This is a genomic window from Fischerella sp. JS2, assembly GCF_032393985.1.
Lineage (GTDB): Bacteria > Cyanobacteriota > Cyanobacteriia > Cyanobacteriales > Nostocaceae > Fischerella.
Genome location: NZ_CP135918.1, coordinates 3,024,293 through 3,049,713, shown reverse-complemented (window position 1 = coordinate 3,049,713; position 25,421 = coordinate 3,024,293). Strand labels below are relative to the sequence as shown.

The window sequence follows — 25,421 nt, the reverse complement described above, 5'->3', positions numbered from 1 at the left end:
TTTGTAAATTTTTCATGAAATTAGCCATATTCACTGTAGATATTGGTTATTTTATGGATGAACATCGCATGAATAAAACAATCATGATTACTTCTAATTAAACAGCTAATATTTGGAGATAAGTATAATTACTAACCATTAATCAGCAGCATACATAGTTAACTATAAAAACCAAGTACAGTCTAAGATCCCTTGCCTTCTTGTATAGTACCTAGAGGGTAGTTCAAGAAATTAAGCTTTTCGTTAATTATTGCGTAAGTCTTAGTATTAACTAATTAAAAATATAATTACTTAAATGTTTAAGAAATCAGCCAAAATTTAATCAATAGTTTTTTGACAAAAAATCACATATGAAAAATAAATTACTACGGCAGATTGGGAAACTCTATCAAAAGCAACATATCAATAACCTATTAAAAAGAGGTATTTTTAGAAATAACAGAAGGTTAAGGTTTGTACTTAGTGTTATTGCCGGATTTATAACTGTAACTCTAATTGCCATTTATTTGACTGGCAGAGTTACATCTGTAGCAAATACCCAGACAACATCTGCAATCAAGATATACACGCTACCTGAAAAAAATACTTATACACCTTCTAACACAGATATATACACCACATCTGCTCAAGATACTTATACATTCCCTACTCAAGATATTTATACACCGCCTGCTACAGACACTTACACCCTAGCTGCTACAAATGCTTATAAAACATCTTGGATAGGTAACTCCTTTGGAGGTGGTAACAAATGGGTACAAATCCAAGTAACTGATATGTACGTGACTCCTGATGGCACAGTGTATACCAATACAGATTGGGATGAAGCCGGAAGAGAGGTAGGAATTTATAAAAATGGAGACATCATAGGCAAAGCTGATGACTTGCATGGATGGGGAAGGATGGGGGGAGATGCGATCGCAGTTGATCAAAAATATATGTATGTAGGGATGCAGCAATCTGCTGATGGTAAGCCAGGAGAAGATTACCCACCTAAAGGCACAACATGGTATTGCATCAGACGCTATAACTTATCTGGAAAAGTTGCACCTTTTCCCCAAGGGCGCGGCTGGGATAAAAGCATGTTAATAGTCAGCACCAAAAGTAAAATCGCAGGATTAGCAATAGATGGCAACCAGTTGTATGCCAGTGACAAAGCAGCCAACTTAGTTCATGTCTACAATACCGCTACGATGAAAGAAATACGTAGCTTTAAAGTCAATCATCCGAGCAAAATAGCCCTTGACAAACAGGGAAATCTGTGGATTATTCAAGACAAAAACAAGATTGGGCATTATGCACCAACAGGAAAGCAATTACCTGGTGCGATCGCAGATGTTGCCCAACCAAGCGCGATCGCGATCAATAATAAAAACAGATTGTTAGTTGCAGATAACGGCCCGCGTCAGCAAGTATTAATATACGACATTGCCAATAAACCCAAACAAGTAGGTACCTTCGGCACTCAAGGAGGAATTTATTCAGGTAAGCGTGGTGAAATCGGAGATTTGAAATTTTACGGTTTGAGTGGAGTCGGTACAGATGCAGTCGGAAATATCTATGTTAGTAATGTTGGTTTCAATCGTTCCGGCGTAGACTTACGTAAGCTTTCCCCATCAGGCAAATTACAGTGGCAATTGTTGGGCTTGCAATTTATAGATACTGCTGATGCTGATATTGGTACTGATGGAGCAAACGTCTTTACCAAAGACGAACATTTTATCATGGATTACAGCAAAGGTAGCGGTAAAGAATGGCAATACAAAGCTTATACCGTAGATAGGTTCCGTTACCCTAATGACGCCAGACTCCACACTACACCCACAGCAGCTTTTGTCCGGCGATTGCAAGGAAAGCGTTTGTTATATCTCTCTTCAGAAATGATGTCCGAACGCCTGTTAATGTATCGTTTTGATGGAGAGATCGCAGTTCCCTGCGGTATATTCGGCAAAGGCAAAGAAGACTGGCTAGCTAATGAACCAACTAATAGTAGTTGGATCTGGATTGATGCCAACGGTGACGGTTCACCTCAAGCCAACGAATATCAAGCTACCGGTGAAAAAGATGATTCTGTTTGGGGTTGGGAAATAGATAGCAAAGGAGACGTTTGGAAAGCAGCAGAAGCAGGCTACATCAAACATTACCGCTTTGGTGGATTAAATGCTCATGGTTGTCCAGTTTACAGTACCAAAGCTGTGCAAAAAACACTTATGCCCCAACCGTTTAAAACTCTCACAAGAATCAAATATTTTCCGGAACAGGATGCCATGTATTTAAGCGGTTATACAAGCGATCGCCCCAACATTGATGGTGATTGGGGATTAGTTGGTACAGAAATCATCCGCTACGATCATTGGAGCAAAGCCAAAAAAATACGCTGGCGCATAGCATTACCATATGAAGTCAACCGCAATCCCAAATTGCACATCAAAGCAATGGATGCAGTCGGTAACAGAGTGTTTGCTGTCAGTAGTAAAACCCCAGACGTGTTTGTCTACGACGCCACCACAGGAAAACAAGTACAAAAGTTAAAACCAGGCCCCGAGGTTGCAGGCGAAGGCGGCTGGGTTGATGTACCCTTTGGGATTCGTGCCTTTCGTCGTTCCAATGGTGAGTATTTAGTGTTTGTGGAAGAAGATTTGAAAGCTAAAGTTCTTATGTACCGACTAACAGGATAACGTGAGTTTGATAGTTTTCATTAGCCCAAAATCCCGCCCTCAAATAAATAGCTGGCTCATAACCAAAACCCACTTTCACAGTCAACAGTGATCAATAACTGATCACTGTTAACTGTTAACTGATTGAAGCAGGTGCATCTAAGTTAAAAACTTTTCGCAAATTGGCTTAGTCGTTGATAAACTTCGATGAGACGATCTCCCTCAATTTCAACAGAAGCGCCTGGATAATTGCGAATTGCTCCTAATAGAGTGACTTCACCACTTTGATTAATAGATGTACTCAAAGCTGTCCGTAGCCCCTGTTCATCTAATTGTTTTTCCGGAGGATGAATCACTTCACCAATTTGGCTAACCAAGATTGGCCCCGCCCAGCTAGACAGCAAGGAATTTAAAAAGGCACGATCAGCTTTGATTCCTGCTGTGAGTGCTTTGCGAGCAACGGAAGGGTTTTGTTGAGCTGCTTGTAAATAAGCTTGGAGTACGGGTGTAGTCTTGCCAGTTTCCACAAACTGATTTAATTCTTTCACAGAAACTACCCCTTGGAACTTACCATACTTTAAAACAACTTGTTCAGCAGCATTAACATTGGTGCTGTGGAGTAAAACACTAGCACTTACTCCTAAAGCTAATATCTGACTAAATACAAAGGTAAAGTTTGCATGTTTTTGTCGGTTGAAAAATTGCAAAATCTGCATTTTAACTCGCCTGTTTTATCCTGACAACATAAGTGTCATTCTAGAAAATCAGCTCTTTTACCGCCTCTAGCTAATGGTGCGACTCTTGTGGCGTTTAACTGTACCCAATTGCTGAAGAGAGCGATCGCTGGAAACTTATATTTTTTTGTCAAATTCAATAAGACATTCTTCTCCTTAGTTCAAGATTGAAGTATATGACTTTAGTTAGCAGCGACTTTAGCTGGATTTGGTGAAACCACAAAAGTTAAATAACTACATTCAAATCTGATATTTCAAACAGGAGATAAACTTTCATGTCACAAAAACATGCAGCCCAACTTTTCAAAGCAGTTAAACAAGATCAAGTCTTAAAAGAAAGACTCAAAGCAGCATCTGATCCAGAAGGCTTTATTAAGATTGCTCAAGAGCGTGGCTATCACTTCACAATCGAAGAATTAGAAACTGAACTGAGCAAACTATCTTCTGAAGAACTAGCAGCTATTGTCAATCCAGGCGTAGCGCCTAGACTCCATATTTATCCAAGGTAATTTCTACGGGTGATGTCTCCACCCAGCAAAGGCGAATATCAGTTACTCATGGGGAAACACGCACTGCTTCCCCATTAGCTATATACCTACTCCATAAAAAACCTCGGTGAAACCAACCGAGGATACAGAGAAGTACGAATAACGATACAAGCAATAGAAAGTCCTACCTCACACTTAAAGCAACAGGATGATAAGAAAAGTTTTTGTTTTGTTATTCAACAGTAGAAATAAAGAGTGTAGATATTACAGCGTAACTAGCAAAAAATATAACAGCAGCAAGCATATAAAGCTCCTTTTGTGTTTTAGTAATTAAGTAAGAATTAATGCTTTAATCATATGATTAGTGCTGAGTGCTTCCCATCTGCTGAAAAGATTATTTTGTTGAATGTCTATAGGATGAACTTGATCAAGACAAGTTGATTTGTAGCAAGCAGAAAGTATGTCTAAAGAATTACTGCAAACTGTGTAATACAACTCTTTTTACTGAGTTTGTTCCAGCGTATCAATAGACCTCTTGCAAAAGTCGAATTAACCCCCCTTAATTCCTCCGTTCACGGGCTACGGTACACACAAATGATCGAATCACCCTAAACCTCGAAAAACCTCACAAGAACAGCCCCTCTCCGCGAGTTCACCAGAGGGGTACCTGCTAGGGCGGGGTGAGGTTATGATTTTGAGCTTTTCGAGTTAATTTGAATCAGGTTTTTCCGACTTCTGTGTACACTGTAGCCGTGAACGGGGGAAAGATTTAGTTCCCTAAGCGATTTTGGGGAGGAAAATTATTCTCAGTGTTACCAATTAAGCAAGGTGGAGTTACTGTGGCCTACAAATCTATCAAAGAGTGTATTACACAACAGCAGCATACGCTTGAGCTATTCTCAGAATTAAGGGAAATTTATTTTTAGTTAAATTTTGAACTTAACTATGAGAAAAGCTGTTTTTCTGATCCTGCCTATTACCCTGATTTTTTCCTCCAACCTTGGGGTTCAAGCTCAACAAGTAGAGTCTTTACGCGATCGCCCTTACCTAGCTTTAGTTAAAGGAGATACCCCTAACAGTTGTAGCTTTATTTCTGCTGATCTCCTGGAACGGGCAGCAGATATTGTTCAGGGTTTAGTTTTCGTCCGCCCTGGTGATTCCCTAGAGCGAGTTAGGTATAAAATGCGTTTTATTCCCGATCAACCTAATGCGACAAATGTGTTGCAATGGACAGCAATTGCAGGAGGTAATTACACTCAAGCGATCGTAAATCTCCGCAACAACAGCGTCCAATCCCGCAATTTTACAATGGCAATTAATTACAACCAAGCGAATGAAAGAAGGTGTCAGTGGGAGGTACGAGAACCGCGACAGGAAATTCTATTGGATTCCCCAAGTTCACCTCTAGAACAGTAAACTATGTAATTGAACTCATTGCCAGCCTAAACGATAGTAATAAGTGATAAAAATAAAGCAAAGCATGTGAGCGATACCACTTTTTTGTATTTGAGAAATCAGGCGATCACTGAAATATATATTCTTTAGCTAATTACCTGATACCTTTAGCCAACCAAAAATCCTATCTCTTAACTAACTCTAATGGACTAAAACGCCTAAAATTGTGTGTGAAATTTTGTAGATTAGGTCGAGTTTACGAGACCCAACATATAACAAAAAGAGAGAGGAGGAGTTGTGTATTTTATTTGGTTCGTATTCCTAACGTATTCCTAAATCTGCTCAGGATCTATTCCTTGAGAGCGTAAAATCTCCCGGAGTCTAGATAATTCTTGCTCTGTTTGTTGTAAGCGTTCTTCGGCTTGTTGGGCGCGTAATTTTTCTTGTTCAGCTAGTTCTTCAGCAGCAGGTATTAATTTATGTTCAGGTGTAAAGTAACGTAATTTGCCTTCATACACTCCCAAATAAAGTTCTAGTTACTGACTCCATAATTTACCATCAGGGGTGGGTTGGATTTCTTGATATTTGCCATCAAGCAAGTGAAATCCCTGGAATTCTTGTGTAACAAGCTCGAACCAGAAGTAATCAGGAGTGTGAAAAGTCTCTTGATAAAGTTGTTTTTTAAAGCCCTTGTCAACAGCAGCAGTAGAGTCAGATAAAATTTCAATAATTAAGTTAGGATATTTACCTTCTTCTTACCAGACGACCCAACTTTTACGGTCTTTTTTTTCGGTTCCCAAAACCACAAAAAAATCAGGGTCACGAAAATCCTCTGACTTTTTCTGGTTGGGGCTATAGTAAACTATCAAATTGCCAGAAGCGTAAAAATCCTGGCGTTCTCGCCACCACAATTTCAGGATATTAATTAACAGTTCGATTTGCTCGCGGTGTAGATCACTTTCCGAAGGTGGTTCGTCACTCCATAAATCGCCGGGAGGAAAGAAAACTTTTGCGTCTGAATTTTCATCAAAGATAATCTGTATAGTACTAGGCTCAGACATAAGTAATGCCCCCTTGATTTATGTTTATTTTAGGGTGGTTTCATGAGTAGTTGCACAAAATTCAATTCATTCGTGGAGGTCAGGAAATGGGGAACAGGTTGAATATCCTTGCATTTTCCATCAATCTTCATGACAATCAAAACATTTGTGGTAAATCTGCATACACAATAGTTTCCAGAACACCATTTAAGCAATTATGTCTCAACCAACAATAGAATCAATCCTCCAAGAAAAACGTCTATTTCCCCCAACTCCAGAATTCTCCCAAAACGCCCATATTAAAAGCTTGCAAGAATACCAGCAGCTTTACGAAAAAGCCAAAGCCAATCCCGAACAATTCTGGGCAGAATTGGCAGAACAAGAATTAAACTGGTTTGCTAAGTGGGACAAAGTTTTAGACTGGCAACCACCGTTTGCCAAGTGGTTCGTTAACGGCAAAATTAATATTTCTTACAACTGTCTTGATAGACACCTGACTACTTGGCGCAAAAATAAAGCCGCAATTATTTGGGAAGGAGAACCAGGAGACTCACGCACTCTCACCTACGCCCAACTACATCGGGAAGTTTGTCAATTTGCCAATGTACTCAAACAACTGGGAGTCAAAAAAGGCGATCGCGTTGGGATTTATATGCCCATGATCCCGGAAGCAGCGATCGCGATGTTAGCCTGTGCCAGAATCGGCGCACCCCACAGTGTTGTATTTGGTGGTTTTAGTGCCGAAGCTTTACGAGATAGATTAATTGATGCCCAAGCCAAATTAGTCATTACTGCTGATGGTGGTTGGCGTAAAGATGCGATCGTTCCCCTCAAGGAACAAGTAGATAAAGCTTTGGCAGATGGTGCTGTCTGCACCGTCCAAAACGTCCTAGTTGTCGGTCGTACCAATCAAAAAACTAACATGGAACCAGGACGCGACCATTGGTGGCATGATTTGCAAAAGGGTGTAAGCGCAGATTGTCCCGCCGAAGAGATGGACAGTGAAGATATGCTGTTTATTCTCTACACTTCTGGTAGTACCGGCAAACCCAAAGGTGTTGTGCATACAACTGCTGGATACAACCTGTATACTCATATGACCACCAAATGGATTTTTGATCTGCAAGATACGGATGTGTACTGGTGTACAGCCGATGTCGGTTGGATTACAGGACACAGTTACATTGTTTATGGGCCGCTTTCCAACGGTGCAACAACGGTAATGTATGAAGGAGCGCCCCGTGCTTCTAATCCAGGTTGTATGTGGGACATTATTGAAAAGTATGGCGTGACAATTTTTTATACTGCACCCACAGCGATTCGTGCCTTTATCAAAATGGGTGAACATTTACCTAAAGCCCGGAATTTGTCTTCTCTGCGTTTGCTGGGAACTGTGGGTGAACCGATCAACCCGGAAGCCTGGATGTGGTATCACAGGGTAATTGGTGGTGAACGCTGCCCGATTGTCGACACGTGGTGGCAAACTGAAACTGGTGGAATCATGATCACACCACTTCCAGGGGCTATTCCTACCAAACCCGGTTCTGCAACTCGTCCTTTCCCTGGCATTCTTGCTGATGTTGTGGATTTGGAAGGTAATTGTGTTGGCGACAACGAAGGCGGTTATTTGGCAGTTCGCTATCCCTGGCCTGGGATGATGCGGACAGTATACGGCGATCCGGAACGCTTCCGGCGTACTTATTGGGAACATATTCCCCCGAAAGATGGGCAGTATATTTATTTTGCTGGTGATGGTGCTAGACGAGATGAAGACGGTTATTTCTGGGTAATGGGTCGGGTTGATGATGTGATTAATGTATCAGGGCATCGTCTGGGGACTATGGAAATCGAATCAGCCTTAGTTTCCCATCCTGCGGTGGCTGAAGCGGCGGTGGTAGGTAAACCAGATGAACTCAAAGGTGAAGAGATAGTTGCTTTTGTAACTTTAGAGGGTGGTAATCATCCAAATGAAGTACTCAGTAAAGAACTAAAACAGCACGTCGTCAGTGAAATTGGTGCGATCGCTCGTCCTGGAGAAATTCGTTTTACCGATGCTTTGCCTAAAACCCGATCTGGTAAGATTATGCGACGGCTGTTACGGAATCTCGCCGCCGGACAGGAAGTGTCAGGTGATACTTCTACACTTGAGGATAGAAGTGTGTTAGATAAGCTACGGGAAGGCGCGTAGCACTGCTAAGCTTTGACTTTGTGTCCTCTGCCTGCGTCTCTATGGTTAAAAAGTAATTTATTTAACCGCAGAGGCGCAGATAACGCAGAGACAAAAGTAGAGATTGGAAAATTGTTAAGATATTTATTTATATAGATATAAATCCCAAATAATACAAAAATTACTGCGTGATGAAGCCAAAAAATTCTTTGCAGCCAAGATTGGCTCAAACTGCTTGTTACTCGACGCTGGGTCTTTTGCTTGTCACAAGTACTTCTGAGTTTGCTTTTGCACAGATACGTAATCCTGGTACTACTAAACAACACACTCAGGAGCAATTACTGGCGCAATTTTCCGATGGTAACAGTGGACAACAAGAGCGATCGCAACTAATAAGAACAGCAAATACTTTATTTAGCCAAGGTGATTTAGCTGGTGCAGAAGATAATTTACGGAAATTCATTAAGAAGTATCCCAAAGATGCTTTTGGCTATTACCAGTTAGGTAATGTCCTATTTCGTCAGGAGAGAAAAGACGAGGCAATTAAACAATATCAAGAAGCAATTCGCTTAGACTCTAAATATGCCCTTGCACACAATGGTATTGGACTTGTTTTTGCCAGTCAAGAACAATGGGAAGCAGCGATCGCAGAATATAATAAAGCACTAGCAATTAATCCCAATTATGGTGATGCACTGACTAATTTAGCTCAAGCGCTTTGGGAAGTTGGTAAACGCGAAGAAGCGATCGCATCTTTAGAAAAAGCATTGAGTGCTTTTAAAGCTCAAAATAAACCTCGACAGGTAGAACGAATTCAAGAGATTTTACGTCAGCTCAAACCTAATGATGACCCGAGTGTATCGTAAAATGAGTTTTTTCAATATCCCTTAACAATGTCAATCTCCTAAATAAATACCCAAACCACGAGCAGTTTTCACTAAAGTATCCTCTGGGTTGACAGCTCTATATTGAGCGATCGCCTCAGTAATTGGCACACTAATAACCTGGCGATTTTGCCATGTTACCATGTAGTCATATTTACCTTTGTCTATAAGATTTACCGCAGCTACACCAAAGGCAGCTGCCACAAGTCGATCTAGTGGTGAAGCGGTTCCACCACGTTGGATGTGTCCTAAGACTGTGACTCGAGTTTCTACACCAATGCGATCACTAAGTTGATCGGCTAAGTATTGACCTATACCACCATATCGACATTGACCCAAACGATTTGTCATTGTGAGAGTTTCACCGTCTTGAGTACGAACCGCTTCTGAAACAATAATTAAACAATAGTTTTTGCCTTGGTCTTGGCGCTGTTTAATTTGAGAGCAAATTTGGTCAATCGTGTAAGGAATTTCTGGAATTAAAATCACATCTGCTCCCCCAGCAATTCCCGCAGCAATGGCTATATGTCCCGCATCACGACCCATGACTTCTAAAATCATGACTCGACTGTGAGATGCAGCAGTAAAATGTAAGCGATCAAGTGCTTCTGTGGCAATGTTAACTGCCGTATCAAAACCGATCGCATGTTCGGTAATCCCAATATCATTATCAATTGTTTTGGGAATACCCACTAAATTAATACCGCCTTGTTGGGCTAAGCGACGCAGAATCGCCAAGCTACCATCGCCACCAATCCCAATCAAAGCATCTAAACCTAGTTGATGGTAGCCTGCAATGATTTCTTCAGAGCGATCACATATACTGCCATCAAGCATAGGAAAAGCAAAAGGATCACCTTTGTTGGTAGTTCCTAACATTGTTCCACCAGAAGTTAACAGTGGGTCAACTTGGTCGATTTCCAGTTTGATAAATTGCGGTGGACGCGCCATTAACCCCAGAGTTGCTTGACGAATTCCTAGTACTTCCCAACCTTTTCCACAAGCACAATGGACAACAGCTCTGATGGCTGCATTTAAACCAGAGCAATCTCCTCCACTAGTAAGAATGCCAATACGCTTGCATTTTGCCATATGTTTTTTAACATTTCCTACGTGAAATATATTTAGTAGTAGATTAAACGATGAGCAGCATTCAAGTATTAAAAAATTTAAAGTGATTTTATATATTTAAGCTCATCCGTCAACTGTAAACGCTACAAACAATTTTGCGGGTTCCATTGAGAATTAGACCTTCATCACCTGACTCTCTTTTTTCTGATAGGTGGCTCTTTTTAGAGATATCAGATTTTTTTGTCAAGTCTTATTGACCTTATGTAACAAAATTGTTATATTTATTTATAAAGGAAAATAAATATAAAAAACAAGCTATGTACACCACTGTGAATGAAGACGGCGTTCTCAACAACTACGCAACTGAACCCAAGATGTACTATGCCGAGTAAAGAGCAATTTGGGAACAACGCAAATACCTTATCCAAGCTGTTTTCGCTTCTTTAATTGTGACTGCTTTAGTTTTGGTTGGTTTTAGCGTTAGTTAAGATTTTTTTCTCACGATATCTCTTATTGTCATTCGTTCTTCTCTGCTTGACCTCGGTTGGTTTCACCGGGGTTTTTTTTGTTGTGGGGCGCGTAAACACTTAGCATCTTCTCGAAGATCGTCTCCTGATTACAGTATCAGCAAAAAAATAGTAAGTTTTCTGGAAAGGCAAGCACTCAAGTTGTAGATACTCATATAGACCAATGCGATCGCTGTTTAGGAGTGAAGAATAAGAAAGATTTAAATTTTATTGATTGCTCAATTGGTCTAGAAACCGAAGAATCACGCCTATCTGATTCGTATCAACCTCAGTCCATGCATAGATTATTCAACAAACTTTTGCCTTACATGCTAGTCGCTATTTTAGTAGGCTGTACCACTCAACAGAATGAGCAAGTACAGCAAACACGTACATCTGAGTACACCTCAGGCGGTCAGCGTCAGTGTTCGCGTGTTGAGGTGCGCCAGAATAACGGTAAAACCGAGGTTAAGCACTCAACTGATTGTTAACAGTAAGCTGCAATTTTCACCGTCATTCACACTTCTCCTCTTCGCCCCGGTACTTAACGCCGGGGTTTTTTTATACCATTTTGGATTTTGGATTGGGAAACTATTTGGTGCATAAGAGTTCTGTTAGTTGGTAGGGTGCGTTGTCGCAAAGCGCAACGTACCTTACGGGAGAGCTAATTAATCCGCAGATTTTATCGTTTAATATGATTACTGGACGCGCTTTTCGTCGGTTTGATTTGCGTGTAGGGTTTGTTGTCGCACAGCACAACGCACCGTCAAGAATTCAAGGTGTGTTAGCACACTCTACAGCTACCAAGAACCAACCACCAACAATCAACTTTTTTTAAAATGCGAGAACTTTACCCACCCATTGAGCCTTATTACGAAGGTAAATTACAAGTATCAAACATCCACACAATTCATTTTGAAGAATCAGGTAATTCCCAAGGCAAACCCATAGTTTTACTACATGGTGGTCCTGGTGGAGGCTGTCCACCACATTACCGACAATATTTTCATCCAGAAAAATGGCGATTGATCATGTTTGACCAACGTGGTTGTGGAAAAAGTACACCCCACGCCGAATTACGAGAAAACACCACATGGGATTTAGTTAATGATATTGAAAAACTGCGAGAGCATTTAGGTATTGAAAAATGGGTTGTCTTTGGTGGTAGTTGGGGAAGTACTCTATCCTTAGCCTACAGCGAAACTCATCCAGAACGTTGTAGTGGGCTAATTTTGCGCGGTATTTTTATGCTGCGACAAAAAGAATTGCGCTGGTTCTATCAAGAGGGAGCAAGTTATATTTTTCCTGATGCTTGGGAAGAGTATCTTAAACCAATTCCTGTAGCGGAACGTGGAAATTTACTGACAGCATATTACCAACGCTTAACAAATCCAGATATGCAAATTAGGCTAGAAGCTGCTAAGGCTTGGTCAATTTGGGAAGCTAGTACTAGCAGATTGTTGCCAGATCCAGAATTAATGCAAAAATTTGGTGAGAATGAATTTGCTGATGCTTTTGCACGAATTGAATGTCATTATTTTATGAATAAAGGCTTTTTTGAACCAGAAGATTATTTACTTTTAAATATTGAGCGCATTCGTCACATTCCAGCAGTAATTGTGCAAGGGCGTTATGATGTGGTTTGCCCAATGATCTCTGCTTGGGAATTACATCGCGCCTGGCCAGAAGCCGAATTTATTGTTGTCCCTGATGCTGGGCATTCTATGAGTGAAGCAGGAATTACTAGTGCTTTGATTGCAGCAACAGATAAGTTTTGTTAGTTGTTAGTTGACTAAAGTTTAGATGCAAGAGCAAATGCTTTTCTACCAAAGCCAGTCCATGCAGAAAAGTTACTTAAATTAATACAAACCCCTTTGCAGCTGGCATGGATTGATGCAGATATGAAATTAGACTCAGTTCCAGAAGGTACTTCCATAGCTGCTGAAGGAACAGAATTTGCGATCGCGATTCCGCTTCGTCAGTCTGTTTTCTCTTCCTATTTACCCTTTAATATTTCCCTGTCTTCGTAGATATAATTTGTAATAATTAGATTAATATCAAATCCAGTCAATTACTGAATAATATCCCTCTGTTCCCTTTCAAGTTGGAAGAGGATTAGAGAAAAAACTACTATCAGTAATCAATAGGATGTGATTTAGTAGCCTGTTAATAACTGTTTACCTATGAAACCAGATGAGATTGAAGCAGTATTGCAAACAGCCTTTAATCGCTGTGAAATAGCTAACTGCCCTCTCACTGATATGCAAAAACAGATATTACTGCAAATAGTCGAGCAAATTCAAGGAAACTCTCATCCAGAAGTGTTAGTTCAAGCTAACCCATTAGATGAGTTGACACCACAAGAGTTACAAGCTTTTTTACGTTACATTAAAGCCCAGGAAGAACAAAACCTCTCATGGAAAGCGCAGCTACTAAATGACTGGCTACGTGAGAATGACTCTGGAGATGTACAATTTATCCGCGATCGCTACGGCTTACAGTGGCTCAACCGGATTCAGCCGTATCATTTTAATCAGTATTCTTCAGAAAATACATTAAATCTCAAAGTAGGCGATCGCATAGAAGTCTGCAATGCACTATGGGAATGGGTACAAGATGATGGCCCCTGTCCACGGGAATGGTTTCCTTGCATAGTTATTCAAGTTGATGAAGTCCAAAATGGTAACAAATCTTGTGCTAATTGCATTGTTCGCTTCAATAACGGCGCTGAGTACGAAATTCAAGGTATTTACGAGTGGAATCGTTATAATTGGCGCTGGATTTGAGGGATGGGGAAGTGGGGAACTCACCGGCCCCACTCCTTAGCAAGAACAGGGGTGCCGAAGGCGGGGTGAGGTAAAAGGGAATTGTAAGTAATCATGCGAACTTGATATAAATGAAAGACCCCGGTAGTTAGCTGTCTACCGGGGGAGGAGGTTTTCGCAATTCGCTAAAGGACGGCATATGTTTACTAAATGTACCTATTCTCAGCGTTAAAAGTTGCCAAAATGGCAATTATTTATATCGTGTACGCTTGAACACTTATACTACCCGCTTGTGTCGGTAATGGGTAATTGGTAATTGGGCATAGGAAATAATTAACAACCAACCACTAACTACTAATGTACAGACGCAATGTTTCTTCCGTCTCTACTACTAACTCAAAATATTTTTTACCACTAAGACACCAAGTAACATATATGGTAAAGGTCTTGACCATAAGCTACTCATCTGGTTAAACTTAAACAGACTCACTGGTCTGAAATATCTTAATGTCTAAAGGCGAAGAAACAAAAGCAAAAATTCTCCAGCAAGCAGCCGAACTGTTTAACCAACAGGGGTATGCTGGTTCATCTATTTCAGACATCATGCGGGTAACAGGATTACAAAAGGGAGGCATATACAATCATTTCAGCAGCAAAGATGAATTAGCATTACAAGCATTTGATTATGCGATCGCTCAAATTAAAAAGCTTTACACAGATGCCTGGCGAAGTAAGCGTCATGCGATCGAGCGTTTGCAAGCAATCATGGGTGTATTTCACAGATATATAAATCATTCACCCATTAAGGGGGGGTGTCCATTATTGAACACTGCGATCGAAAGTGATGATACACACCCAGCATTACGGGAACGCACTCAAAAGGCAATGAATTCCTGGCGCGAATTAATTTGTCTAATTATCGAAAAGGGAATTGAAAGAGGAGAAATTCGTCCAACGGTTAACGCTGATGAATTTGCAACTATTATGATTGCCATCCTCGAAGGAGCCGTAATGATGAGTAAGTTATACGGAGATGCAATTCATTTAGATAGAGCAATTAATCATTTAAATAATTACATGGAAAGTCAATTGCGAATGTAGGTTTTGTTTTTTCGCATTACCGAAGAATTACAGCAGAAATATTTTGAGTATAAAGAGGTTAATCAAAACATTTAAATATTTAGTTTTTTTATGTGTTTTCAGACCAAAAGGTCTGTGTTCTCTTTTTTGAAGAGAAATAGACTATGCTCAAGTTTTACTATAATCCGCGGTCGCCAATGACTCGTCGTGTATGGCGGACTCTACTGGAAAAAGAAATTTATTTTGAGCCGATTTTAATGAAATTAGATGGTGATCAATTACAACCAGAATATTTAGAACTCAACCCCTTTCATCACGTTCCAGTCATAGTTGATGATAATTTTCGAGTGTTAGAATCGCTGGTGATTTTAGATTATTTAGAAGCAAAATATCCTCAACCTGCACTGTTACCAAAAGAACCTGAACTATTAGCAACTGTAAAAATGGTGCAAATGGTGTCTACAAATGAACTATTGCCAAAAATGATTACTTTGATGTTTGAAAATGAAGACTCACCAAAATTTATCCAAACAAAACAACATCTAAATACAGTATTAAAATTTTTGATGACAACTTTAGGTAATAACTCTTTCTTTGGTGGGGAACAGTTAACCTTGGCAGATATTGTCGTTGGTACAGATATATCTTTATTACCTAAATTAGGTATCAATTTTAGTAATTATCCTAATTTAAATGATTGGTTCGAGCGCTTAATGCAACGTCCAGCATGGCAAAAGACAGAACTCAGCCAAGAAGAATTTGAGCAATTTAAGCGGGTTTTTGTGAAATTAAAGCAACGTGAAATGAGCCGAGTAAATCGTTTACAGTAGCAAAGAAATATGTCGAGTAAAATATTAAAAAATTGGCGCTCGCTTGTTCTTTAGGCGTAAGCAATTAGCCGAACTTGATATTAGCTAGTTGTTCACCTCATAACTACCAAGGTGTGAATATCCGCGTCATTAAACCAGATATAGACCCCAAAGAGTTTGAAGTCAATTTTATAAATGCTACTGTTGAAGGGTTAGCTGTTTTATATCAGCATGGACAAGAGAAAGGCAAAGAATTTATCATTCATCATTTAACCACTCACTAATCTCTAAAAATTTTTATTGCAGCGCTGAATTATGGAAAAGCAACCGATCACAGTTATAGGAGGTGGACTCGCTGGAACAGAAGCAGCTTGGCAAATTGCCCAGGCGGGAGTACCAGTAATTCTCTATGAAATGCGCCCCCAACGCTTCAGTCCTGCTCACCACACAGAACACTTAGCGGAATTAGTTTGTAGCAATTCCTTTGGAGCAATGGCAAGCGATCGCGCTGCTGGTTTATTACACGAAGAACTGCGCCAATTAAAATCGATTGTTATTGGCAAAGCTGATGAACACCAAGTTCCTGCCGGGGGAGCGCTAGCAGTTGATCGGGGGCAATTTAGCCAAGATTTGACACAAACCCTCTCTCAACATCCTTTGATTAAATTGCGTCGAGAAGAAATACGTGCTATACCGGAAGGTATTGTTGTTTTAGCGACAGGCCCTTTAACCAGCCCTGACTTAGCTGAAGATTTACGCCGCTTCACGGGGATGGAATATCTCAGCTTTTTTGATGCTGCCAGTCCAATTGTTGTGGGTGAAACAATCAACCATGACATTGCTTTTCTCGCCTCTCGCTACGACAAAGGCGAAGCCGCTTATCTCAACTGTCCGATGAACAAAGAGCAGTATCTTCAGTTTTGGCAAGAACTGCGTAACGCCGAACAAACAGAATTAAAGGACTTTGAGCAAGAAACAGCGAAATTTTTTGAAGCTTGTCTACCCATAGAAGAACTCGCACGGCGAGGAGAAGATACAATGCGCTACGGGCCTTTAAAGCCAGTAGGATTGTCAGATAGTCGCACAGGTGAAAGATCCTATGCTGTAGTGCAGCTACGACAAGAAGACAAAGCCGGGCAACTTTGGAATATGGTAGGATTCCAAACTAACTTGCGCTGGGGTGAACAAAAGCGCGTATTCCGCATGATTCCCGGCTTAGAAAATGCTGAGTTTGTACGGCTGGGGGTGATGCACCGTAACACCTTTATTAATGCTCCCCAGCTGATGCTATCCACCTTACAATTCAAAAATCGTCCCACATTGTTAGGCGCTGGGCAGTTAATTGGTACTGAAGGCTACACTGCTGCTGCTGCTGATGGATGGTTAGCTGGTACAAACGCCGCACGCATCGCTTTAGGGAAAGAACCGTTAACCCTACCATCAACAACAATGATGGGAGCGCTGTTTGAATTTATTAGTTCGGCTTCACCCAAGCATTTTCAACCCATGCCACCCAACTTTGGGATTTTGCCAGAATTAGGAGAGAAAATCAAAAATAAACAAGAGCGCTACGGACGTTATCGCGATCGCGCTTTAGCTGACCTCAAAAGGTTTATTGATCATAAGTTAGTGGTTAGTGGTTAGTTGTTAGTGGTGATTAACTACTACCTACTATCTACTAACTTGATCTTTTTTGGTCTTGAATATAGTCCTCTTTGGTAATTGCTAATCCATGTATACCAATGGCTGCGATCGTCGCACCGATAAAACCCCATGTGCCATTAGTAAAAGCATTCATGCGATGAACCATACTCCGATGATAGGCTAATTGTAATTGTCTATCATCTGCTCTTCTTTGCCTTGCTAGTTGTTCGACATACCTTTCGGTTCTTTCCATTGTTGCGTAATCAGCATTGTATGCGTAGATTGATGTTGCTACTACCATCAAGCCTGGAAAAACCAGAGCAATCAAAAGAATGGCTCTGCCTATACTCATAAAAACCTCGTATTAACTTGAGAAATCCTCTGACTTGAAAATGGGTGTGGGGGTTTAAGGGTGTAGGGGTGTAGGAAAAGTCATATTTTCATGCAAAGGTTGTGGGATTTTCCCGTGATTGACTATCTTGAAGATGGGGAAGAGATAACGATATAAGAACTAGAGCTTCTAACAAAGCTGACTGAAGAAGGCTGGGTGTGAGGTAAAGAGGCAGATTTATGAGCTTACCCCATCCTGATACACCCAGTCAAAGTAGTTGTGTTTATTTGCGTCTAGTTACTTATCTTTAAACTAATGCTGGCATAGCTGGAATTTTGGTTCAGTGTGTAGCGAACAAAATTCAACTTCTAACTCAGCAAGCTGAATCTCTTGCTGTCCAGAAATTCCCAAACGACGCAAGTTGAGAGATTGATTCATTACTTCTTTTTCGCCAACAACTGCAATCAGTGGAATCTTACGCGCAGATAGTTCTCGAATCTTTTTGGCAATCGTGCGATCGCTCACATGCAATTCTACTCTTGCCCCGATCTGTTTCAACCTTCTAAAAATCACTTCTGCCCAATTCGCAGATTTTTCAGAAACTGAAGCCACAGCTATTTGCACAGGAGCAACCCACAGTGGTAAAACTCCATTGTGATTTTCCAACAAAATGCCAATCCAGCGTTCTAAAGAACCTAAAATTGCTTGGTGCAATATCCACTACCTGCTCTAAATCTCCTTTTTGATTAATAAAGGACAAATCAAAAAGTTGAGGAAAGTTCAAATCAACTTGAATCGTACCACATTGCCACAATCTTCCTAGATGATCTTGCATACTGATTTCAATCTTGGGACTATAAAAAGAGCCTTCACCTGGCGCTAATTCATAAGCGTAACCCAGCGCTTGAACGGCTTCAATTAAGGCAAATTCAGCCCGATCCCATTGTTCATCTGAGCCAAGACGTTGTTCTGGTCGCAAAGCAATCCGAATGGAAAAGTTATTATATCCAAAGACTGCATAAACCTGTTTCACCATCCTGAGAAAATTGCCAATCTCACTTCTGATATCGGCTTCAGGGCAAAAGATATAGGCATCATCTTGGACAAACTAGCGCAAACGCATACAGCCAGATAGCGTTCCCGAAGGTTCGTTGCGATGAGCCATACCAAATTCCATCAATCGCATCGGTATTTCTCGATAACTCCGCTTGTGGGATTTGTAGATCGCGATGTGTGCGGGACATGACATTGGTTTCAATGCATAATCTGGTTCTTCTTCTGCATTCGAACTACCCACAACAAACATATTTTGACGGAACTTTTGCTAGTGTCCAGAAAGTTCCCAAAGCGATCGATTCAAGGCTACTGGCGATCGCACTTCCTCAAAGCCATGATCTTGGTAAATCTGTCGCATAAAGTCTTCAATCAGCCGCAATAACTTTAACCCGATTGGATGCCAAAACACCATCCCCGGACTATGTTCTTCAAAGTGAAATAGATCTCATTGCTTTTGCTAGTTCTCGATGATCAGACATGGTTGTATCTCCTGTAAATCATGTTTTTTGCTAATAAAAAACCCTCTAGGTTCGACCTAGAGGGGCGTTTGAGTTTCAATTTGCCAAGCAGCAATTCTCCTCACATCCCTCCAGGCGCGATTGTGGTGGTGGTAGTGGTAGTGAGGTGAATAAATTGATAAATGAACATTTGTTTTTCCTAATTTGGATTACAATAACAACTTAAAACCCTCCTGGGTATTACCTGGAGGGTAGATGGAGTTCTATCGAATTTCAAGTCAACGCGATCGCCTCACAACCCTCCTGAGTTGGTAGTAGTAGCGGTAGTTGTTGTTAGGCAGACGTTTACTGACATGATGATGCAAAAAGTTTAAATATTGCTCCTTTTATTTTATTAAAACAAGTCTCTACTCAATGTCAAGCTTTTGAAATAATTCATATGTCTGGGTATGAGGACTTAAAGCTGCTATTAAAGTTAAATCTAGGTAAAAAAAATATTAACTCATGCTTAAATATAGAATACTAGTAAATAAAATTACTTTTGTAATTTCAATTTTAAGAGCATAATGGTAGTAAAATTGACAGTATCTATTTCTCCTAAAAAGGTTGCCTTAGTCTTAACCATCATAGTTATCTGTTTAAGTATTGTCAGCCTAGCTGGACAATTTTCCAGGTATGTTCTCGGTCATGGTAATCTTTTTAGATTAGTAAGGTTGTTCAATGTGGGTGAGGATTCTAACATTCCTACATGGTACTCATCCATTACACTACTATATTTGTTTGCTCCTGTTGGCATTGATTGCTACATATAAAAAGATAGCTCGTACTCGCTACATCCTCCATTGAAAAGTTTTATCAGCTATTTTTTTGTATCTATCTATAGACGAAGTAGCGATGATTCATGAAAATGCAGACAGAATATTAGGCTCAAGCATCACTAGAACAGGTTTTCTTTACTACGGTTGGATTGCTGTTGCCATTCCCCTTACACTTTTCTTTTTGCTGTCATATTTAAAATTTTTGGCTCATCTTCCAAGAAAGATAAGACTTTTATTTTTTGTTGCTGGTACTATCTTCGTGAGTGGTGCAATTGGCGTGGAAATGTTTGCCGGACGCCATGAGGAACTTTACAGTTTTGAGAATATGACCTATGCAATGATTACAGCTGTTGAAGAGTTCTGCGAGATGTTTGGTATCGTTGTCTTCATATATGCGTTGCTTTCATACATGAATTTCAATTTAACAGAAGTTCACTTTTGTATCCAAAAAGCAGCAATACAACCAAAACGGAGAGTCATTGATGATGCAGATCTACAACAGTAATGCCCTTTTTTTGTAATCCTAAATTTTTCTCAATACAAAACTAGGGTAACTCTGCTCAACACTCTGCGTTCCTTTGCGTTAACCTCTGTGATCCTCTGCGTTTAAAAATACACTCAAACATTTGGGATGCCCCGTAACAAAACGCCTAAAGCAACTACAAACAAGATTTAGTAACCCAAGAAGTTGCTTATCGACAACACCAACGGCGACAGTAGTATGGTTGAGATAATAGTTCACTAAAAGTATCCTGGGTCAGAACAATAGATAATCAGTCATCACCCATCTGCGACAACATTCACCCACAGCAGCATGTTTTCTCAATCGAAACTCCAAAGATTTTGACAGTCCGGGACATTGTTGATGAACTTAACAGCTTGAATTGCAGGATGATACCAAGGTTTGATCGTGGTTATGCTTTCATTCAATCGCGTCTGTCGCCGTAGCTATTCCCTAATCCCCCGTTACACCTAACAAATTTTTGGGAACACTACTCATGATGTTTTGAGCGATCGCTTGTCTCTATTTAACAACATGAGAGCGCTATTTCTAGAAAAAAAGAGAATTTATGATTTTATTTGTCTTGCATTTTGTGGAATTTTATGCATCTTACTAGGATTGCCAACTAACGCATCACTAACGACATCTGATGCAATTACAAATTTGCAGCAGCAGCAACAGCAAATCAACCAACAGCATCAAAGTGTCAAACAAGAACGCAATCGCTTAACTAATTTACAACAAGCAGCCCAAGAACGGCTGAACGGCTTACAGCAAAACCTGAAAACTACTGACACGCAAATTCAAGATAGTGAATTACGTCTCAAGCTAGCAACACAACGCTTGCAGCAGCTACAAGCAGATTTAGCAGCCAAAGAAGTTACTTATCAACAACGACAAGCAGCAACGATTTCCCGACTACGCTTTCTCCAACGTTCGCCAGTAACTCAAGGGTGGGCAGTTTTGCTGCAAAGTCAAAATCTCAGCGACTTTATGAGTCAGCGTCGTTATCTAAAGTTAGTTTATCAGGCAGACCAGCAAATTTTAGTTAAGCTGACAACCCAAGCCAACGAGATCAATAACCAAAAAATAGCAGTAGAACAGCAAAAAAACGAAATAGCACTGATGAGACAGCAATTACTTGCCCAAAAAGCAGATTATCAAACCCAAGCAGACTTACAGCAGGAATTAATTGGGCGTCTCAATAGCGATCGCTTGGCATTAGAAGCAGCACAAACCCAGTTAGAGAAAGACTCCCAGGCAATTACAACTTTAATTCAACAAAAGATAGCAGAGGCGGAAGCAAGAACTAAGACAAACAGCCGCAACAGTGTCATCATTCGTGGTACAGGTATGTTTGCATATCCTACCGATGCACCTACCAGTAGTCCCTTTGGTTGGCGAGTACATCCTATTCTCGGTTATCGCCGCTTTCATGCGGGTCAAGATTTTGCTGCCAGCTACGGCAGTACAATTAGAGCCGCCGACTCAGGTACAGTCATTTTTGCAGGTTGGTACGGTGGTTATGGTAAAGCTGTAATTATTGACCACGGCAACGGTCTAACTACACTTTACGGACATACTAGTGAATTATATGTTTCCGAAGGGCAAACAGTAAAACGCGGACAAGCGATCGCTGCTGTTGGTTCCACAGGTTTATCTACAGGCCCCCACCTGCACTTTGAAGTTCGCAAAAATGGTACACCCGTAGACCCGATGAATTATCTTTAACTGTTATCAGTTATCAGTTGTTTTTTTTAGATAAATATTCACTGAATTGAATGATCACAACCAAAAACACTTTGCTAAAAAGCATAAAAAAGCTATATTTATGCTATAATCTTGATATTGTGACTGCGTTTATTAGCAGTGCAAGGGCGTGTAGCTCAGTGGATTAGAGCGTCAGATTCCGGTTCTGTAGGTCGGGGGTTCGAGTCCCTCCACGCTCGTTAAGTAAGAGTTATTTGTTGGCGGTTGGTTGTTGATTGTTGTAACAACGACCAACCACTAACTACTCATCAACAACTATTAACTACACTCTAAAGATTCTCTGGTAGACACACCGGTTTTTGAATTTACACCACTTGCCTTAGCACAGAGTTTTTTCAATTCTGACCCGTCTAAAACTGCATTGGTAAAATCAGTACCTGTGATATCAACATTATCAAAAGTAGAATAGAGCAACATGGCGTCTGTAAAAATTGCATCACTTAAATCCGCATCACGAAAATCAGCTAGATAAGCGATGCCATTGGTAAAATCTGCCCCATGTAGATTTGCTTTTTCTAAATACGCACTGTTAAAAACAGCACCACGCAAATCAGCATTACTAAAATTAGCTTGATCCAGTTTCACCTTGGTAAACTCTTCACGAATTAAGGTTTGACCAGAAAAATCTGCATTACTCATTTGCTGATAGCCTGCAAAACGGCTGCTAGAAGATTTTGCTGCTTCTGCTGACAGGGGAAACAACAGCAGCGTCATAGCTAAGATAAGGGCTGCAAATACTCGCCAAAACTTCATAACGTTAACTTAATAAATCTCAATACTTACACAATTAATTATTAAACATCATGGGTAAGTTATTTATGGAGAATTAGGAGTTTAGGGGTGTGGAGGTATGAAGGTGAAGGGTGTAGGAAGAAAAATACATCTAACTCACCTAATCTCTTTGTTTGTTCTAACCATTCCCAAATTCTTTGGGGTTCCTTACCTTTCTCAAAGCGATCGCGTTCGTATGGCTTAATATCAAAATAAAAAGCTGCGTCAACAAGGGGGGTAAAATGACACAAGCTTTACCAAAACTCGTAACTTTTGAAGAATTTGTAGAGTGGAAGCCTAATGGAGAACGCTATGAATTACACGATGGAGTGATCATTAAAATGCCTCAGCCTGTAGGTGAACACGAAGAGATTACAGGTTTTTTAGCATTTGAACTGACTAGAGAGCGTATTCGCTTAAATTTCCCCTACTTTATACCCAAGACAACGTTAGTCAAACCACCTAATAGACAATGTGGTTACTTGCCAGATGTACTGTTATTGAATCGACCCAATTTAACAAATGAACTCTTGTGGAAAAAGAATCTACTGTTAGTCAACCGACTTCAATACCGCTAGTCATTGAAGTTGTTAGCACTAATTGGCGTGATGATTACCACAAAAAATATGCTGATTACGAAGAAATGAGAATTCCTGAATACTGGATTGTTGACTATGCTGCTTTAGGCAGTAGAGAATTTATCGGAGAGCCAAAGCAACCAACTATCATGGTTTGTTCTTTGGATGAAGGTGAATATCGAATTAGCAAATTTCGAGGTGACGAGCATATCAAATCGTCAACATTTCCAGAGCTAAATCTAACTGCTGAACAAATTTTTATAGCTGGAAAGGATGAAACAATGCTAGCGATCGCTCAACCTAGTTAAGAATAGAAAAGTAGTTTCAAAAGCCCAACGATGAAGTTAAAAGTTGTATTAGAACTCAGTAATGAAGGTGGATACACTGTTTACGTTCCTTCACTTCCAGGCTGCATTAGTGAAGGAGAAACCATCGAAGAAGCATTAGAAAATATCCAAGAGGCAATAGAACTCTATCTTGAACCATTGGAAGATGAAATTACTCAAGAAGGCACAATTGTGAGGGAACTGGTGCTGTGAGTCAAGTTCCCAATTTACCCTACACCCAAATTATCGCTGCTTAATAACGCGATGGATGAGTCGTTGTGCTTTGTATCCTTTGTGTATTTGTGGTTTAAATAATGCAAGCGATCGCAGCTCGTACCTGAATCAATTCCGTAGTATATAAGATGTTGACCTACGAAAGAATTGCCCGTGGCTAAACCAGAAGAAAACGCCCTTCCCCTATATCAAACACCTCTATATTTCCTTGCCCAAGAACTAAAAGCACGACTGACTAGCTTTGGCGGTTGGGAAATGCCCGTACAATTTAGTGGCATTACCACAGAACACCAAGCAGTAAGAAATACTGCTGGCATATTCGATATTTCCCACATGGGCAAATTTATTCTCAAAGGAAAAAACCTAATTGCCCAACTTCAGTACTTAGTTCCATCAGACTTAAGTCGCCTGCAACCAGGTCAAGCTCAATACACCGTCTTATTAAATCCACAAGCTGGTATCATCGACGACATTATATTCTACTATCAAGGGGAAAACTCTGACGGCGAACAGCAAGGAGTAATAATAGTCAATGCTGCGACAACGAGTAAAGATAAAACATGGCTATTGCAACACCTTGACACCAAAGAAATTAATTTCCAAGACCTTTCCCAAGGAAAAATCTTAATTGCTGTCCAAGGCCCAAAAGCTGTTGAGTATCTTCAGCCTTTTGTGCCAGCAGACTTATCATCAGTGAAAGCCTTCGGACACTTAGAAGCATCCGTTTTAGATAAGCCCGCCTTTGTTGCTCGCACAGGCTACACAGGCGAAGATGGATTTGAGGTGATGCTAGGCCCAGAAGAAGGCGTAAAATTATGGCGTAGTCTTGTTGAGGCTGGTGTCATTCCCTGTGGACTTGGTGCTAGAGACACCCTGCGACTAGAAGCAGCAATGGCACTCTACGGACAAGATATTGATGATACCACCACGCCCTTAGAAGCAGGTTTAGGTTGGTTGGTGCATCTTGATACCAAAGGAGATTTTATTGGTCGTCCTATCTTGGAACGACAAAAAGCTGCGGGAGTGCAGCGCCGACTGGTAGGTTTGCAAATGCAAGGACGCAACATTGCCCGTCATGGCTACCAAGTACTATCAGCAGGTGTCATAGTGGGAGAGGTAACTAGTGGTACACTATCACCCACACTTGGTTATCCCATTGCCCTAGCATATGTTCCTACCCAGCTAGCAAGCGTTGGTCAGCAGCTAGATATAGAAATTCGCGGTAAAACATACCCAGCCACAGTAGTTAAGAAACCGTTTTACCGTTCTCAAACTCGGATCTCAAAATAAATAGGGGCAAGTAGCGGTGCGAACCTATAAAAAACATGTATTTTCTG

General features: G+C 40.6%; 26 protein-coding genes, 1 tRNA gene and 4 pseudogenes. 21 read left to right on the top strand and 10 right to left on the bottom strand.

Annotation, left to right across the window (positions count from 1 at the left end; translation table 11 throughout):
- The first annotated feature begins 350 nt into the window (after nt 1-350).
- Nucleotides 351-2,678 (top strand): hypothetical protein, encoded by a 2,328-nt coding sequence (locus RS893_RS12800; RefSeq protein ID WP_315791489.1) that lies wholly within the window; start codon nt 351-353, stop codon nt 2,676-2,678.
- A gap of 143 nt (nt 2,679-2,821) precedes the next feature.
- On the opposite strand, the gene RS893_RS12795 is transcribed toward RS893_RS12800, so the two are convergent.
- Nucleotides 2,822-3,373 (bottom strand): alpha/beta hydrolase, encoded by a 552-nt coding sequence (locus RS893_RS12795; RefSeq protein ID WP_315791488.1) that lies wholly within the window; start codon nt 3,371-3,373, stop codon nt 2,822-2,824.
- A 35-nt stretch (nt 3,374-3,408) separates the two neighbouring features.
- Nucleotides 3,409-3,531, bottom strand: coding sequence for a hypothetical protein (locus RS893_RS12790; protein ID WP_315791487.1), 123 nt, complete (start codon nt 3,529-3,531; stop codon nt 3,409-3,411).
- Nucleotides 3,532-3,666: 135 nt separating this feature from the next.
- On the opposite strand from RS893_RS12790, the gene RS893_RS12785 reads away from it, so the two are divergent.
- Nucleotides 3,667-3,900, top strand: a complete 234-nt coding sequence (locus RS893_RS12785; protein ID WP_315791486.1) for a Nif11-like leader peptide family natural product precursor — start codon at nt 3,667-3,669, stop codon at nt 3,898-3,900.
- Nucleotides 3,901-4,824: 924 nt separating this feature from the next.
- Entirely contained in the window at nt 4,825-5,295 is a 471-nt protein-coding gene (locus tag RS893_RS12780) for a hypothetical protein (RefSeq protein ID WP_315791485.1), read from the top strand.
- 311 nt (nt 5,296-5,606) lie between these two features.
- On the opposite strand, the pseudogene RS893_RS12775 reads toward RS893_RS12780, so the two are convergent.
- Nucleotides 5,607-6,335, bottom strand: a pseudogene (locus RS893_RS12775) (Uma2 family endonuclease).
- Nucleotides 6,336-6,531: 196 nt separating this feature from the next.
- Between RS893_RS12775 and acs the strand changes: the two are divergent.
- On the top strand, nt 6,532-8,502 hold the full coding sequence (acs, locus tag RS893_RS12770) for an acetate--CoA ligase (protein ID WP_315791484.1): 1,971 nt from the start codon (nt 6,532-6,534) through the stop codon (nt 8,500-8,502).
- A 170-nt stretch (nt 8,503-8,672) separates the two neighbouring features.
- Nucleotides 8,673-9,347 carry a tetratricopeptide repeat protein gene (locus RS893_RS12765; RefSeq protein ID WP_315791483.1) on the top strand — a complete coding sequence of 225 codons (675 nt, stop codon included), beginning with the start codon at nt 8,673-8,675 and terminating at the stop codon, nt 9,345-9,347.
- Nucleotides 9,348-9,377: 30 nt separating this feature from the next.
- Here the strand turns inward: RS893_RS12765 and RS893_RS12760 are convergent, their stop codons facing one another.
- Nucleotides 9,378-10,457, bottom strand: a complete 1,080-nt coding sequence (locus tag RS893_RS12760; protein ID WP_315791482.1) for an ATP-dependent 6-phosphofructokinase — start codon at nt 10,455-10,457, stop codon at nt 9,378-9,380.
- A 296-nt stretch (nt 10,458-10,753) separates the two neighbouring features.
- On the opposite strand from RS893_RS12760, the pseudogene psb34 reads away from it, so the two are divergent.
- The 10 genes and pseudogenes from psb34 (at nt 10,754) to trmFO (ending at nt 17,240) form a co-directional block, all read left to right on the top strand.
- Nucleotides 10,754-10,924: pseudogene (psb34, locus tag RS893_RS12755) on the top strand (photosystem II assembly protein Psb34).
- 221 nt (nt 10,925-11,145) lie between these two features.
- Nucleotides 11,146-11,433, top strand: coding sequence for a hypothetical protein (locus tag RS893_RS12750; RefSeq protein WP_315791481.1), 288 nt, complete (start codon nt 11,146-11,148; stop codon nt 11,431-11,433).
- 203 nt (nt 11,434-11,636) lie between these two features.
- Nucleotides 11,637-11,780, top strand: coding sequence for a hypothetical protein (locus RS893_RS12745; RefSeq protein WP_315791480.1), 144 nt, complete (start codon nt 11,637-11,639; stop codon nt 11,778-11,780).
- A 1-nt stretch (nt 11,781) separates the two neighbouring features.
- Entirely contained in the window at nt 11,782-12,723 is a 942-nt protein-coding gene (pip, locus tag RS893_RS12740) for a prolyl aminopeptidase (RefSeq protein ID WP_315791479.1), read from the top strand.
- Between the two features lie 120 nt (nt 12,724-12,843).
- Nucleotides 12,844-12,972 carry a hypothetical protein gene (locus RS893_RS12735; RefSeq protein WP_315791478.1) on the top strand — a complete coding sequence of 43 codons (129 nt, stop codon included), beginning with the start codon at nt 12,844-12,846 and terminating at the stop codon, nt 12,970-12,972.
- 153 nt (nt 12,973-13,125) lie between these two features.
- Nucleotides 13,126-13,728 carry a hypothetical protein gene (locus RS893_RS12730; protein ID WP_315791477.1) on the top strand — a complete coding sequence of 201 codons (603 nt, stop codon included), beginning with the start codon at nt 13,126-13,128 and terminating at the stop codon, nt 13,726-13,728.
- 486 nt (nt 13,729-14,214) lie between these two features.
- The gene (locus tag RS893_RS12725; RefSeq protein ID WP_315791476.1) at nt 14,215-14,808 is read left to right on the top strand and encodes a TetR/AcrR family transcriptional regulator; all 594 of its coding nucleotides are present in this window, start codon (nt 14,215-14,217) and stop codon (nt 14,806-14,808) included.
- Nucleotides 14,809-14,951: 143 nt separating this feature from the next.
- Complete coding sequence (locus tag RS893_RS12720) at nt 14,952-15,617, top strand: glutathione S-transferase family protein (protein ID WP_315791475.1); 666 nt, start codon at nt 14,952-14,954, stop codon at nt 15,615-15,617.
- A gap of 113 nt (nt 15,618-15,730) precedes the next feature.
- A complete protein-coding gene (locus tag RS893_RS12715; protein WP_315791474.1) occupies nt 15,731-15,880 on the top strand; it encodes a hypothetical protein in 150 nt (49 codons plus the stop codon).
- Between the two features lie 31 nt (nt 15,881-15,911).
- Nucleotides 15,912-17,240 carry an FADH(2)-oxidizing methylenetetrahydrofolate--tRNA-(uracil(54)-C(5))-methyltransferase TrmFO gene (gene trmFO, locus RS893_RS12710; protein WP_315791473.1) on the top strand — a complete coding sequence of 443 codons (1,329 nt, stop codon included), beginning with the start codon at nt 15,912-15,914 and terminating at the stop codon, nt 17,238-17,240.
- A gap of 34 nt (nt 17,241-17,274) precedes the next feature.
- Here trmFO and RS893_RS12705 read toward each other — a convergent pair whose 3' ends face one another.
- The 4 genes and pseudogenes from RS893_RS12705 to RS893_RS12690 all read right to left on the bottom strand — a co-directional run bounded on the left by RS893_RS12705 (nt 17,275) and on the right by RS893_RS12690 (nt 19,039).
- Nucleotides 17,275-17,592, bottom strand: a complete 318-nt coding sequence (locus tag RS893_RS12705; RefSeq protein WP_315791472.1) for a hypothetical protein — start codon at nt 17,590-17,592, stop codon at nt 17,275-17,277.
- Between the two features lie 291 nt (nt 17,593-17,883).
- Nucleotides 17,884-18,183, bottom strand: a complete 300-nt coding sequence (locus RS893_RS12700) for a His/Gly/Thr/Pro-type tRNA ligase C-terminal domain-containing protein (RefSeq protein WP_315791471.1) — start codon at nt 18,181-18,183, stop codon at nt 17,884-17,886.
- Nucleotides 18,167-18,820: pseudogene (locus tag RS893_RS12695) on the bottom strand (aminoacyl--tRNA ligase-related protein). The gene RS893_RS12700 and the pseudogene RS893_RS12695 overlap by 17 nt, the downstream one beginning before the upstream one ends.
- Before the next feature lie 75 nt (nt 18,821-18,895).
- Complete coding sequence (locus RS893_RS12690; protein ID WP_315791470.1) at nt 18,896-19,039, bottom strand: hypothetical protein; 144 nt, start codon at nt 19,037-19,039, stop codon at nt 18,896-18,898.
- Between the two features lie 940 nt (nt 19,040-19,979).
- On the opposite strand from RS893_RS12690, the gene RS893_RS12685 reads away from it, so the two are divergent.
- From RS893_RS12685 to RS893_RS12675, 3 genes are all read left to right on the top strand, one after another.
- Complete coding sequence (locus RS893_RS12685) at nt 19,980-20,408, top strand: hypothetical protein (protein WP_315791469.1); 429 nt, start codon at nt 19,980-19,982, stop codon at nt 20,406-20,408.
- 531 nt (nt 20,409-20,939) lie between these two features.
- Nucleotides 20,940-22,136 (top strand): murein hydrolase activator EnvC family protein, encoded by a 1,197-nt coding sequence (locus RS893_RS12680; RefSeq protein ID WP_315791955.1) that lies wholly within the window; start codon nt 20,940-20,942, stop codon nt 22,134-22,136.
- A gap of 144 nt (nt 22,137-22,280) precedes the next feature.
- A tRNA-Arg gene (locus RS893_RS12675) sits at nt 22,281-22,354 on the top strand.
- A gap of 79 nt (nt 22,355-22,433) precedes the next feature.
- Here the strand turns inward: RS893_RS12675 and RS893_RS12670 are convergent.
- Nucleotides 22,434-22,928: a pentapeptide repeat-containing protein gene (locus RS893_RS12670; protein ID WP_315791468.1), complete on the bottom strand. Its 495-nt coding sequence runs from the start codon at nt 22,926-22,928 to the stop codon at nt 22,434-22,436.
- Between the two features lie 59 nt (nt 22,929-22,987).
- Nucleotides 22,988-23,197, bottom strand: coding sequence for a hypothetical protein (locus tag RS893_RS30295; RefSeq protein WP_396336446.1), 210 nt, complete (start codon nt 23,195-23,197; stop codon nt 22,988-22,990).
- Here RS893_RS30295 and RS893_RS12665 point away from each other — a divergent pair.
- The 3 genes and pseudogenes from RS893_RS12665 to gcvT all read left to right on the top strand — a co-directional run bounded on the left by RS893_RS12665 (nt 23,189) and on the right by gcvT (nt 25,374).
- Nucleotides 23,189-23,832 (top strand): annotated as a pseudogene (locus tag RS893_RS12665) (Uma2 family endonuclease). The gene RS893_RS30295 and the pseudogene RS893_RS12665 overlap by 9 nt on opposite strands.
- Before the next feature lie 30 nt (nt 23,833-23,862).
- On the top strand, nt 23,863-24,063 hold the full coding sequence (locus RS893_RS12660; protein WP_315791467.1) for a type II toxin-antitoxin system HicB family antitoxin: 201 nt from the start codon (nt 23,863-23,865) through the stop codon (nt 24,061-24,063).
- Between the two features lie 174 nt (nt 24,064-24,237).
- Nucleotides 24,238-25,374, top strand: a complete 1,137-nt coding sequence (gene gcvT, locus RS893_RS12655) for a glycine cleavage system aminomethyltransferase GcvT (protein WP_315791466.1) — start codon at nt 24,238-24,240, stop codon at nt 25,372-25,374.
- Nucleotides 25,375-25,421 lie beyond the last annotated feature (47 nt).